The organism is Pantoea sp. At-9b, from assembly GCF_000175935.2.
Classification (GTDB): Bacteria; Pseudomonadota; Gammaproteobacteria; order Enterobacterales; family Enterobacteriaceae; genus Pantoea.
Map to the genome: position 1 here is coordinate 261,257 of NC_014838.1, position 12,598 is coordinate 273,854.

Annotated in this window: 14 protein-coding genes; 9 read left to right on the forward strand and 5 right to left on the reverse strand. The window is 45.2% G+C overall.

From position 1 onward, the window contains the following. Positions 1-96 precede the first annotated feature (96 nt). Positions 97-1,257, forward strand: a complete 1,161-nt coding sequence (locus PAT9B_RS29420) for a tail fiber domain-containing protein (protein ID WP_013511396.1) — start codon at positions 97-99, stop codon at positions 1,255-1,257. A gap of 35 nt (positions 1,258-1,292) precedes the next feature. Here PAT9B_RS29420 and PAT9B_RS21560 read toward each other — a convergent pair whose 3' ends face one another. Further along, positions 1,293-1,556, reverse strand: coding sequence for a hypothetical protein (locus PAT9B_RS21560; protein ID WP_013511397.1), 264 nt, complete (start codon positions 1,554-1,556; stop codon positions 1,293-1,295). A gap of 205 nt (positions 1,557-1,761) precedes the next feature. On the opposite strand from PAT9B_RS21560, the gene PAT9B_RS21565 reads away from it, so the two are divergent. The 5 genes from PAT9B_RS21565 (at position 1,762) to PAT9B_RS29425 (ending at position 4,775) form a co-directional block, all read left to right on the forward strand. After that, a complete protein-coding gene (locus PAT9B_RS21565; RefSeq protein WP_223300497.1) occupies positions 1,762-1,929 on the forward strand; it encodes a hypothetical protein in 168 nt (55 codons plus the stop codon). Position 1,930: 1 nt separating this feature from the next. Beyond that, positions 1,931-2,254: a hypothetical protein gene (locus PAT9B_RS21570; RefSeq protein WP_013511399.1), complete on the forward strand. Its 324-nt coding sequence runs from the start codon at positions 1,931-1,933 to the stop codon at positions 2,252-2,254. A gap of 256 nt (positions 2,255-2,510) precedes the next feature. Continuing rightward, on the forward strand, positions 2,511-3,566 hold the full coding sequence (locus tag PAT9B_RS21575; protein ID WP_013511400.1) for a hypothetical protein: 1,056 nt from the start codon (positions 2,511-2,513) through the stop codon (positions 3,564-3,566). Further along, positions 3,547-3,996, forward strand: coding sequence for a hypothetical protein (locus PAT9B_RS21580; RefSeq protein WP_013511401.1), 450 nt, complete (start codon positions 3,547-3,549; stop codon positions 3,994-3,996). Before PAT9B_RS21575 ends, PAT9B_RS21580 begins: the two co-directional genes overlap by 20 nt. Further along, on the forward strand, positions 3,975-4,775 hold the full coding sequence (locus PAT9B_RS29425; protein WP_013511402.1) for a hypothetical protein: 801 nt from the start codon (positions 3,975-3,977) through the stop codon (positions 4,773-4,775). The genes PAT9B_RS21580 and PAT9B_RS29425 overlap by 22 nt, the downstream gene beginning before the upstream one ends. An 836-nt stretch (positions 4,776-5,611) precedes the next feature. On the opposite strand, the gene PAT9B_RS21590 is transcribed toward PAT9B_RS29425, so the two are convergent. From PAT9B_RS21590 to PAT9B_RS21600, 3 genes are all read right to left on the reverse strand, one after another. Beyond that, positions 5,612-5,911, reverse strand: coding sequence for a helix-turn-helix domain-containing protein (locus PAT9B_RS21590; protein ID WP_013511403.1), 300 nt, complete (start codon positions 5,909-5,911; stop codon positions 5,612-5,614). Next, on the reverse strand, positions 5,895-6,269 hold the full coding sequence (locus PAT9B_RS21595; protein ID WP_013511404.1) for a type II toxin-antitoxin system RelE/ParE family toxin: 375 nt from the start codon (positions 6,267-6,269) through the stop codon (positions 5,895-5,897). The genes PAT9B_RS21590 and PAT9B_RS21595 overlap by 17 nt, the downstream gene beginning before the upstream one ends. Before the next feature lie 85 nt (positions 6,270-6,354). Continuing rightward, positions 6,355-7,296 (reverse strand): LysR family transcriptional regulator, encoded by a 942-nt coding sequence (locus tag PAT9B_RS21600; protein ID WP_013511405.1) that lies wholly within the window; start codon positions 7,294-7,296, stop codon positions 6,355-6,357. A gap of 135 nt (positions 7,297-7,431) precedes the next feature. On the opposite strand from PAT9B_RS21600, the gene PAT9B_RS21605 reads away from it, so the two are divergent. Both PAT9B_RS21605 and PAT9B_RS21610 read left to right on the forward strand, forming a co-directional pair. Then, positions 7,432-8,433 (forward strand): zinc-binding alcohol dehydrogenase family protein, encoded by a 1,002-nt coding sequence (locus PAT9B_RS21605; RefSeq protein WP_013511406.1) that lies wholly within the window; start codon positions 7,432-7,434, stop codon positions 8,431-8,433. 86 nt (positions 8,434-8,519) lie between these two features. Next, positions 8,520-9,173, forward strand: coding sequence for an oxygen-insensitive NAD(P)H-dependent nitroreductase NfsB (locus PAT9B_RS21610; RefSeq protein ID WP_013511407.1), 654 nt, complete (start codon positions 8,520-8,522; stop codon positions 9,171-9,173). 42 nt (positions 9,174-9,215) lie between these two features. Here PAT9B_RS21610 and PAT9B_RS21615 read toward each other — a convergent pair whose 3' ends face one another. Then, complete coding sequence (locus PAT9B_RS21615) at positions 9,216-11,498, reverse strand: hypothetical protein (protein WP_013511408.1); 2,283 nt, start codon at positions 11,496-11,498, stop codon at positions 9,216-9,218. A 289-nt stretch (positions 11,499-11,787) separates the two neighbouring features. On the opposite strand from PAT9B_RS21615, the gene PAT9B_RS21620 reads away from it, so the two are divergent. Next, on the forward strand, positions 11,788-12,558 hold the full coding sequence (locus PAT9B_RS21620; protein WP_013511409.1) for an ABC transporter substrate-binding protein: 771 nt from the start codon (positions 11,788-11,790) through the stop codon (positions 12,556-12,558). The last annotated feature ends 40 nt before the right edge of the window (positions 12,559-12,598 follow it).

Below are 12,598 nucleotides of genomic sequence, written 5' to 3' on the forward strand. Positions count from 1 at the left end.
AAAAGAGATCTTTAAGATCGATTTATTTAATTAACATCGTAAATATATTAATCAACCCGACCACCGTGTCGGGTTTTTTATTGCCCGGAGAAAACCATGCCAGCAGGCACCATCGCACTAAGTAACGGCTCAACGACTGTTAACGGAACCGGAACCAGCTTTACCACTGAACTGAAAGTGGGTGATTTTGTTGGGGTAATTGTTGGCGGCGCACCTTATACAATTATTGCGGGGTCAATTACATCGAATACCCAATTAACACTCAATGTTGCCTACAATGGCCCAACCGCATCAGGCCTTGCCTGGTATGCGATTCCGGCATCGTTGCAGATCGCTATCACACAAAAAACCATGAATGACATCGCCACAATGGTGCGCGGTATGCTTCTGGAAAAGGCGAACTGGCAACAGATTTACACCGGCACCGGAACTATCACTGTTACCCTACCTGATGGCTCTACCTTCACAGGACCGGCCTGGAATGGAATCACCACCACGCTGGGTACGAAACTGGACAAAACGGGGGGGAATTTATCGGGAAGTATCGCTGTTACCGATGGAACCAATTACTCATCTTTCAGTATGGGTAACATGGAGCTGGTGGCAGCATCACCATTCATTGATTTTCACTATGCAAACAACGCCGTAGATTACGTGGCGAGGATTATCAATGATGGTAGCCTTACGCTCACAGTAAATTTTCACTCAACCCTTTCTACAGGCGGGGGGCTTTTCAGGGTTCAGAATGGCGGCTATTGCTGCAAGGCTGGCACTACAGGGGCATTCTCATCTTATGGCTATAACCTGAACTGGAACAACCCCGGCACAGGGTCTGTAATGACGCTGTATGTCGGAACGACTTCAGTTGGTAATATCACCCTGGCGTCAACATCTGACAAAATGCTCAAAACTGAACCTGTGTATATGACGGATGAAGATGTGTCTTCTTCTCTTGCTGAAGTTATGCAATGGAAGACAGCGAGATTCAGATATAAAGCCCGTGGCATCATTGAAGAATCTATCGAAAAGCTGGGTTTTATCGCTAACGATTTAGTTGAAGTGTCGCCCCAGGCTGTTATAGGTGAAGGTCTGCCGGATGACTATGATATTGAGGCTAACCCGAACGGAATAGATGACGCCTACACCCTGGACCCGATTGCTTTGATAGCTAAGCTCACGATGGCTTTTCAGGCTCAACAGCAGCTTATTGTGGATTTACAAAATAAGGTCGGTGTAAGTGAAGATGTTGGATCATAAAAGCCAGGCTTCTGGCTTTTATGGGGTGAGATGGATTAAGCATGATACCGAGATGAGGGATTCTCCCGGCCAGCCTCAATAGCATCTACATCTTCCTGCAAGTGTGCTATCAGAGCCTTTGCCATCTTAAGCGTTAAAGTCATTGTAACATCGGGAAAATCCTTTGCATCGAAACCGAAATCAGCAAGCGTGTCGCGGTATTGAGTTCGCAGGATAATCTGCTTTGCTCTGACACTGAAGGTTGAACCGAAGTCCACCAACTCAGGCATGCGGCTAACATTTGATTTTTCTTCAGGCATACGTCCTCACCATCATCAGATTAAATTTCCTTTCCCAACAATCCCTTTTCCGAAAGCTCTAACAATTCACTTGATCAATCCTGACGATCGAGAATACTGTATTTATATACAGTAATCAATCGGAGTTAATCGTATGCCTCGCTATCGCGATATACAGCATGCTTTTCGCATGAGCATTAAGTTGGACCCGAGAGGCCAGAAGACTGTGAGGACAGATGATTTCGTTGCCGAGCTGGAGCGGCATAACTGGCACTGGAGCCAGAAAGAGGCCAATAACTGGATAGAGAATCAGATCAGCTATTTCATCGACATCACGCCTGACTTCAGCGAGAACCGGACGTTTAAGCTGAACAGCCAGAACGGACCGTACTGATATGGGTTTTCCATCACCTGCAAAGGACTATCTTGATAATCGTCTCGACTGGAACGAGCTAATGGTTCCGCGCCCGGCTGCAACAATGGTTGTGCCGACAGCTGACGGGTTTGCACTGGTAGATAAATCTATTCGGCCAAAAGAGGGCGATACGGTTTACTTTGAGGCATTCGGCCTTTACCAGCTTGGATTATTCGGAAGCCACTACATCATCTGCCAGGACGGTGATGCACTTGAGGGTGAAACACTGGAGGAGGTGACGATTGTCGGTGTGCAGACGTGGGGAGTTGTATCGGTGCATGACGATAACAGGCCGACAATCTGAACCAGAAAACAGGCGAGTTTTACCATAATTTTGCCATCGTTTTACCATTGCGAAATTCAGGCAACAAAAAAGCAGCCGTAAATGACTGCTTTCTCAGGGAATCTTGGTCGGCACGAGAAGATTTGAACCTCCACCCCTGACCGCTTACTTCAAGAAGGATAAATTTTTCTTATCAGTAAACAATGTAAAAGATGTTTTCATTTGTTCTTGCCTGTTTCATAATCTCAAGAATTTTCCGATTGAAATGGACTTATGTATGATTGGCAAACCTCAAATGAATAATTCAGCTAGTACAGTAGTGTCATCCCAACACTCACTAGACTACTTATTAGTTGCATTAGAACAAACTGACTCCTACTCTTACTTAAGTCAAATTTCTAAGGTTTATGGCTTTCCTGCCATCAGGAACGGCTTTGACTCTGGTATGGATAGCATCAAAGAAACTATCAACAACCCAAGTGCGAATTTTCCAAATGCTAATTTAACCTCTTTAGTGAAAATGATTGATAGAATAATTATTTCTGGGAGTCATTATTATGCCATTGATACATATACAACTAAAGATATTGTAAAGGACATTGGTTTAAACTTAAGCTCATTTAAGCTTGATAAGGAATTTGCCCAGTTATATCCACAAAAAAAATATGATGGGAATTCCACAGGTGCGCTAGTTAGTGGTATCTATTTGACTGAAATAATTGATGTGGGGGATGGGACGGCTTTCATCTTTTCTTACCTTTACAATCAGAAGGTCAAAGGTACAAGGGGCATGGGTTCTACAAACATTCCTCAACAATCTTTTACTACTGCATTTATCCCAAACAAAGGGGAACGAATCGAGTTTCGTGCTTCTAGAAGTCTTGGGAAAAGAGAGTCCTCAAAAGCAATTGGTTACACCCGTGATAAATTTCTCAATTTACTAGATGAGGTTGGCATAAAGCCGGATGTTAAGACTGTGAACTTCATAAAAGCAATTCAGAGTATCCTTAACGACGTCGCTTTCGGACGAGCTGTACAATTGATCTATAACGGAAAAAACACTGGTTATGATGTTGGAATTCATTGTCGTTCTGATGAAAACGATGAAGGACGTGAAATAGAAATAAAGAATACTAAGAAAAAAGATACATTTGTGATAAGATCAATAGCGGTAAGATTCAAGAACCAAAACAATTCTTTTACCGAGTTAGGGCTAGATCCTAACAAAAAGATGTGGGTAGACCATAAGGTTTGTGGGGAGTTTTATGTGGACTTTCCTGACGATACTTTAAATTTAAATAGGTTAATTGAGAATGTCATCGCAAGAGCATGAGTTAAGCTCAAAGATAGTTGACATGGTGGATTGGCAAAAAAACCTCCTCAAGAGTCTTGAGGAAGTTTTGCCGCATAAAGCATATATAAACTATGTTAATTTATTGGATTATGTTTGCGAGAATAAGTTCAAGACATATTACCCAATAGTCACTCTAAGGGAGGCTTCTCAATGTGAGAACGATAAAGAACTCTTAGAGCTTGTTTTGTTTTTTTGTGGTTCTACATCTAATTTTTTCCGCATAACATATTGCTATTACAATGAAGATGATACTGAGGAGCCAATTTCTGCCGAGGGCTACTTTAATGCATTAATTAAAGATGAAGTACCGAGGGGGTTAAATTCAGGTAGGCATATTGAAGGTTTCGATAAGTCTTACATTTCATTTTATTGTAATTTGAACCTAAAATGCAAAACTCAAACTCTCTAAATGTCTCTATTGAAGAGATGGCAAAGATTGTATCTACTCTTGACCCTTTCAATGAAGAACTATTTGTCAGTGAGCTATATGATGTTGTTTTAGAGGCAATAAGAGAGATTGAAAATACATCTGATAAATATTTTTGTGAAGATGAGGATAAAATAACCAACCTCATTGCCATGTATCTTAGAGCCAAAGGATATGATGCTACTGAACAAACAAAATCAAATGGGTCTGTTGATTTAACTGTTAGAGATAGAAATAACAGGTTTAGATGGTTAGCTGAAGCTAAAAGAGGAAATTCCTATAGTGGGGTTTTCGAAGGAATGCTTCAGTTGATGACTAGATATGTAACTAATGATAAAAATGCTGGGTTTTTCATTTACTACCAGAAAAGCAACCCGCAAAGGTTTTTGAATAACTGGTACAACTATCTTAATTTAGGTGAATATTCGGATTATAAAAAAATTGAAAACTGTATGGATGAAGTTGATAAGTATTTTGTTAAGAACCCTTTGGCTAGTGCTTTATCAGAAACTATCAATTATTTTGACTATGTAGGAAGAACCAAGTACGGGAATGAAGTTAAAGTAAGAAATTTCATAGCCAACCTTCACTTTAACCCAGTAGATAAAAGCGGAAGAGGGAATGCATCGATATTGAGAGGTCAGTCGAAAAACAAAATAGTCGAATCTTGCGAAACTTGGTGTTATGACGGAAATCCTCCATCTGACATCAATGAATTTTTGAAGCATTTAATGGTTATTCATCCAGAGTATTTTGAGTGACTGCGTACAAAACATGCATTCAATTGATATTTTTTATATTTAAATCATAATTTTATGTTTTTTATTCCATTTAGCTAAAGAAACGTCGGCATGTAGTCTAGCACTGCAGTCAGTGCGAATTTAATTGTACCGCCTCCATTTTCTCAATATCGAAAGATTTCTCATATTCTCCGCTGTTTTGTTCTGCACGTATTTTGTCGTACTTATCTCTCGGCGTATTGACCATAATTTAGTTCTGGGAAACTTGCGGGCACCAGCAGGGCAGAAGCTAATGCCTAAGTTTGGCTAACTTCATAAACCGTTTCTTCGAAGTTGTTTTTTAACCGTTTAGAATCGGTGCTTCTGGACGATCTTAGTTAATTTTTTAACTCATAAAATCATATTGAAGTTATGAACTTGTATTACTTTGTAACCAACTGATATGTTGGAGCACTCTTAGTGTTTGGATTTATGAATATACTAAACAACACTATGGTTTTCCTCGTATACCCGCTGATTTAAAATCCATTCTCTTCTGATACTTCTTTGAGATTTGCAGTTCGTGTTCTGAAAGGTAAGTACTTTACTGGCACACCGGAGAAGATGTGTCAGTAAAGATAAAGTCATGTACGGAAAGCGGAAGGAAGTGCGAGTCTGTAGGGCTACTCTTCCCCAAAAATCGCGCTAACTTATTGATAATACGAGGCACTTGGATGCACTCAAAAACTTCAAAAAAAGTCACAAGATTAATAATAATTAATTGATTTATAATGTTTTATTTGATTTTTTGACATCTGCAACGCGGGCGACTGTCACAGTGAGACAGATGAGAGATAATCAGAAACCACCGCGCAGGGCTATAGGGTCAACTCAACATGTCGGCCATCGGGCATTTTAACCCCCAACAACAACTCGCCGCCCAATGCCTCAATGTAGCGCTTTAGGGTGGAAATTTTTAACTCAACCCCCCGTGACTCAATCGCTGCCACTGATGATTGCGCGATGGCCATGGCGTCCGCTTGCTGACGCTGAGTTCGGTGTAAACCTTCACGCAGCTGGTACAATTGATTTTCAAGTCGCATTTGTGCATGGCGTGCGGTGACTTGCTGCAATTGTTCGGGTGTTAATGTTGCCAACATTTCATCTAATGTTTTCATTGCATTTCTTCTCTATTAAGTTCAAATGCTTATGATATTGCTGTGCGGTGATGTGCAGCATTTTTTTGTAGAAGCGTTTCTGATCTTTGCCTTGTTTATTCCCGGCACACAAGATAATGGCGTGGCGTAATGGGTCAAAGACAAAGAAAGCGCGAATTGGACGCCCCTTACTCTGTACCCTTAGCTCCTTCATATTGGGCAAAACACTGAAAGCCAGCGTATCGACAAAAGGGCGGCCCAAAAGTGGCCCTTCCTCAGCCAGCAACCGCAACGCAGCCAACATATCTAATCGCAACGGTTCATCCTGCCCTTGCAGCCAATCCCAAAACAGATCGGTTGCTTCAACTTTCCATATCATGATCATCCTTGATAGATTGTAGTCTATTAAATAGATTGCAGTCTATCAAGGCCTGACGAGTCGAAGAAGCGAACAATGTGCTGGGTTATGGAACTTGTGCGCCTGATTCCAGATCATGTCGACTGAGTTGTGCGGTTAGCGCCCGCAGATGGCTGCGCAGCACCTGATGCAATGCGCGAATTGCCGGAGAGAACTGTTTGCGGTGCGGGCAGATCAGATGCAGTGGAGTGCTTTCGCCAGGTTGTTGCGGCAGAACCACTTCCAGCCGACCGGCCTGCACATCGTCACACACATCAATCCAGGATTTATACGCGATCCCCATGCCAGCCACCGCCCAGCGGCGAGCGATGTCGGCATCATCACACAATAAGCGGCTTTTCACCGTAATCTGACGACGCATACCTTCCTGCGGGAAGGTCCATTTGTCATAGACGTGGCCGTTCATCACAAATAACAGGCAATGATGGTGGGCGATATCCTCCAGTTTTTCGGGACGGCCATGCTGATCAAGCCAGGCGGGGGCGGCCACCAACACGCGGCGATTATCTTCCGCCAGTGGCAGTGCCACGTAGCTGCTGTCGTCAAGTTTGCCGTAGCGGATGGCGATATCCACCGGATCACGGAAGACATCGCTGATCTGATCGGAAAGTGACAGGCGCACTGACAGAGAGGGGTGTGCGCGGCAGAAGTCAGTTATTAACGGCAGCAGGATATTGCGGCCAATATCGGAGGGCAGCGCGATTTTCAGCTCGCCAGATAAGGCATCTTCGTGGCTTTGCAAACTGTCAGCACCGGCCTGCATCAGTGCCAGCATCTCCTGGGCGTAGGGCAGATATTTCTCCCCCTCTGCCGTCAGACGCAGGCTGCGGGTTGAGCGCGCAAACAGTCGTTTATCCAGTTCGCGTTCCAGGCGTTGCATGGCAGCGCTAACCTGGCCAGGCAACAGATCGGCTTCGCGCGCGGCACGGGAAAAGCTACCCAGCGCGGCAGAACGTACAAACAAGGTTACATCTTCCAGTCGAATCATGTTATTTCCCCAGCGACAGAGGATTTTCACTCTAAAAGTGAAAGTGTTGCTCTGCAAGAGGCGTTTTTAACTGCGCAATGGCGGCGTAGGCTACGCGTTATTCGCTAAAACCCTTGATGAATAAGGAACCACAGCATGAAAGCCATTGTTTACAGTCAAAACGGTTTACCGATTTCTGATGAAAATGCCCTCTACGACCTGAATGTCGCACAACCGCAGCCGGGAGCGCGTGATCTGCTGGTCAAAATCAATGCTATCGCCGTGAATCCGGTGGATACCAAAGTGCGTGCCGGTGCACCCACTGATAAACCCCGTATTCTTGGCTGGGATGCGGTCGGGGTGGTGGAAGCGGTGGGCGAGGCCGTAACCTTATTTAAACCCGGTGATGCGGTGTTTTATGCCGGTGATATCACCCGTCCCGGTAGTTACGCCGAGTATGGCCTGGTCGATGAACGTATTGCCGGGCATAAACCGCAATCGCTGAACGATGCCGATGCCGCCGCGCTGCCGCTGACCGCATTAACCGCCTGGGAGCTGTTGTTTGACCGGCTGGAAGTGCAACCAGCAGATGATGCGACGCTGTTGATTATTGGCGCAGGCGGCGGTGTTGGCTCGATGCTGACGCAACTGGCGGCGAAGCTGACCGGGCTGACAGTAATTGGCACGGCTTCACGTCCTGCAACCGCAGAATGGGTGCGCTCGCTGGGTGCACATCATGTTATTGATCACAGTAAACCTTTGGCTGAGCAGTTGACGGCGCTGGGAATTAGCCAGGTTCGCTATGTTGCCAGCCTGACCCACACCGACAGCTACTATCCGCAACTGATTGATGTGTTAGCTCCGCAGGGTAAGCTGGCGTTGATTGACGATCCTGAATCACTGGATGTGGTGCCGCTGAAGCGTAAAGCGATCTCACTGCATTGGGAGTTGATGTTTACCCGCTCGCTGTTTCACACCGCCGATATGCAACGTCAGCATGACATTTTGCAGCAGGTCAGCAGCCTGATTGATGACGGGCGATTGCAGACCACCGCCGGGGAACATCACGGCACCATTAATGCCGCCAATCTGCGTAAGGCGCATGCGTTAATTGAGAGCGGTCGTGCACGCGGTAAAATCGTACTGAGTGGCTTTTAACGTATTGAAACACAAAACGTTAACCGCCGGGTTAGCGAAGCGGATAGGGTAGTGCCATCTACACTGTGACTGTTGGGGGAAAAAATATGACGCTGAATGATGCTGTGGCCCGTCGCCACACGGTAAAAGCCTTTGCTGCGGGTAAAAGCCTGCCGGATGCGGAGATCCAAACGCTACTGAACGTGCTGCGCAACAGCCCGTCATCGGTCAATTCACAGCCGTGGCATTTTGTTGTGGCTGCCACGGCGGAAGGCCGTGAGCAAATCGCTCAGTCAACGCAGGGGGCGTTCGTGTATAACGGGCCAAAAGTGCTGAATGCTTCGCACGTTATCGCGCTGTGTATGCGTACCGATCTTGATGAAGCACATCTGCAAAATGTGCTGGCGCAGGAAGAGAAAGACGGTCGTTTCCTGAAGCCAGAAGCCAAGGCAGGCCAGGATAAGAGCCGTCGCGGTTATGTCGATATCCATCGTTATGAGCAACGTGATATTCCGCAATGGATGGAAAAACAGGTCTATCTCGCCCTGGGCGGCCTGCTGCTGGGTGCGGCAATGCTGGGGATTGATGCGACACCGATGGAAGGTTTTGACCAGCGAGCGTTGGATCAGGCGCTTGGCTTGCGTGAAAAAGGCTTGACCAGCGTGGTGCTGGTGTCGCTGGGGTATCGTAGTGACGAAGACTTCAACGCGGCGCTGCCGAAATCCCGCCTGCCGCAAGACGAGATTTTCACCTTTATCTGATGCAGGACGCCATCCGGCATCGCCGGATGGCTGCAGTGAACATTATAATGGGTAGTGCATTTTTACTATCTCCGCTATTTTGCTGCCAGCCGCAATATCAGGAATATATTCACGCATTATATCGGCCAGAATCCCCGTGCAGGGAAACGCGTCTGTTTGGTTGGGAAACAGGCGATTCCGCCAGTCCTGTGCTGTTACCGTGTCTATAAAGCCGGGCCAAACCGTGGCAAGATCATCAAGGAATTCCTTTGCCAGCTGGCGGAAGGGCTGTGGAGAGTCACGTGCATTACCGCAATAGTCTGCAGAAGAAAGGTCTACCATCATCTTCATTAAGATGAAGAGTGACGTCACCTTTTGCTCTTCGGGCGAGAGGGAGACATTCTTCTTTTGCAGTTGCTGCTCTACCAGTTCAACCAGATATTCCCGCTGTCTTATCCGCGTTTTATTGTCATCAGCGTCCTTCGCGTCCTCCGAACAATATTTTTTTACGACTTCCCCTAACCACAACTGATCCTGATAACCCGTCAAGTCCATGGCTCTGGTTGTCTTCCGATGAAGGCACAAAATCAGTAAGTGTGTAATTTCTTGAATGCGCTCAAACTTATTTTTATTACCTGAGCGGATGTCTAAGAGTTTTGTAATAACAGGTGCCAGGTTGATTGTCGAAAGCGTCCAAAGCAAGTGCAGCGTAGGAAAGTAATTTAAGATTCTGCCAAGTTCTTTGTTTTTATTGTCGATAAACCTGACACTGTCTTGCCTATGTGGCTTGTATTTAAGCAATGCAAACGCCGTGGGTATGTGTTTGCACGCCAGCATTGCGTTGAAGTCTTCTTCTGCAATGTACAAGGCAGTTTCTGAGTCTTGGTGATAGAAAATGTGATAGAGGTTTTCTGTTTTAGGGGTAAAAAATCGTGCAACATGGTTTTTTATTTCGCTTAGTGGTTGCTGGCGATAATAAGCATGACGTAAATTTTCATGATCGCCCATTAACTGATTTACGGCAAGTTGATAATCAATTAAATGATTTTCATCAAGTGAATCCAGAAAGTGATAAGCCTCTTTATGCAGAGGCTGTGGCAAGAATGCATCTTTACATATAGCCACTAATTGACTGCTAAAAAAATCGTGTATTAATGTCGAGTGATGTAAGCGGGGAGAGCATAACCAATTAATCAAGGAGTAGCGGATCGTCGTTGAATGAGAAAAAGCGTGCGTCAGCGAGGGTTTTGTCGTGATCATGTCCACAATTTGTTCAGCAAAGAGAGTCAGTATCGCCGGGTCTTCGCAGGTATTTAACGTATTAAGTAACCTGGCATTGCCATCCATATTTTGACTCGGGAAAAGATTCAGAACTATCTGTTCTGTCGTGTTTTTCTCGATATTTTTTTCAGTCAAGTCGGTATGATCTTTCAATGGATTTAACGTGATGACGTTGCTTTTACTATCAACGGGTGCCTTAATTTGGTCAAGGTTCAGGATGATATTTTCTTGGTTACTCACCATATCAGCATCGAGAGTGATTCTCCCTTGCTGCAGCTCACCGAAATTGACACCCTTAAGGTTATTTTTCCGCTTAAAGTTAAACCCTTTGATCGTTACATTGGTCATGTTTACGTTATGGGTACAATTTACAGAATCCCACGTAAAGTTTTTCGCCCGCATGCCAGAGAAATTAACCTCACGCATCATCATTTGACTTCCTTCACTACCAGAAATAGTCACGTTTTCAATGGTGGAGTTCGTTAAATCAGCAAGGCTGATCAAATCTTTATCACTATCGGTAATGTGTAAGTTCTTTAATGTTCCACCAGACATTTTTATGTTGGAGAAATTAACGCATGTGAATTTTGATACCATGCCATAATAATCACCATCAATACTTGTACCTTCCCAGTTAAAACTATCCATGGAGAATTTTAGCCAACTCAAACAGCGCTTGCTGGTGCTTATTTTACTGTTGGTGAGGATGTTGTCGGTTGATAAGTGAATGCACCAACTAAAATTCAAGTCTTTGAAATCATCATTGTTGAATCTCATCTTCTTATTGTACTGGCCGGGTTGGTCTTTTTTATGGTTTGAAAATGATATACCGATAAAGTATCTTACCTCGTCATCTTTATTTTTATCTTTATAGGCATATTTTTCGAAACCCTCTTTTCGGAGGGTTTCCTGATCAATAATTAACGTTGTTGAGGTAGGTTTATTGCTGTTGCTTGAGAGGGTTGCGGATGAAGAGCTAATGTCTATTACAGGAAGCGGAACCTCGGGGGTGTTTTGTGACGTTGATGGCATACTACCGGATGGAATATTAATGGGTGGTATCATGTTTTTCTTCCCTAAAAGTCTATCGTCCATTTACTGGTGATGTACAACCCGATTAGCGTGGCGGTTGACCTGCACAAAATATCACAGAGATCATTGATAAATTGCTTGATACAGCACAGAAAACGACGATGCTAAAAAAAATTTAAGTGGGTATAAAGATTCTCTAAACACCTGACAACTATAAGATTTTACTCTGAGTAAATGCAGGTAATTCGCTGGTGGGAATAACAGCGCCATGTTATTTAATTTGCATGTCGTGCTGAAAACCACCTGCATTTCGGAGCTTACAATGAAAAAGAGCCTGTCCATTGCCTTGCTGCTTTCCCTCTCGGCGTTCACCCATTTTGCTCAGGCGCAACAAACCCTGCGGCTGGGGGTTGATCCCACGTTTCCCCCCTTTGAATCAAAGGCGGCTGATGGTTCTCTTGAGGGGTTTGATATCGACCTTGGCAACGCGATTTGCGCGCAGGCGAAGGTTAAGTGCCAATGGGTAGAGATGGGGTTTGACAGCAGTATCCCGGCGCTACAGGCGAAGAAATTTGATGCCATTCTGTCCGCCATGTCGATGACCGAAAAACGCCGTCAACAGGTGGCGTTTACCGATATGCTTTACAACACCCCGAGCGCGTTGTTGGCCCCCGCCGCCAGTAAACTGACCACCGATGTGGCCACCTTGCGCGGTAAAACAATCGGCGTGGCGCAGGGCACCATCCAGGAAACCTATGCCAAAACCAAATGGGCACCGGAAGGGGTCAATGTGGTGTCTTATCCTAACCAGATGGAGGTCTACCCGGATCTGATTGCCGGACGTCTCGATGGCAGCCTGAGCAATGCCGTCTCGGCTGAGCAGGGTTTCCTGACCAAACCGGAGGGCAAGGATTACGCGATTAAAGGGACGCTGACCGACAAAAAGATCTTTGGCGATGGCGTCGGTATTGCGTTACGCAAAGGCGATGAGGCGAACCTGAAGATGATCAACGCGGCGCTGGCAGAAATACATAAAAACGGCACTTATGAAGTGCTGACCAGGAAATACTTCAAATTTAACGTTTATCCCTAATCCCTCACGGCGCGGCTTTGCGCGCCGTGACCTTTTCCTG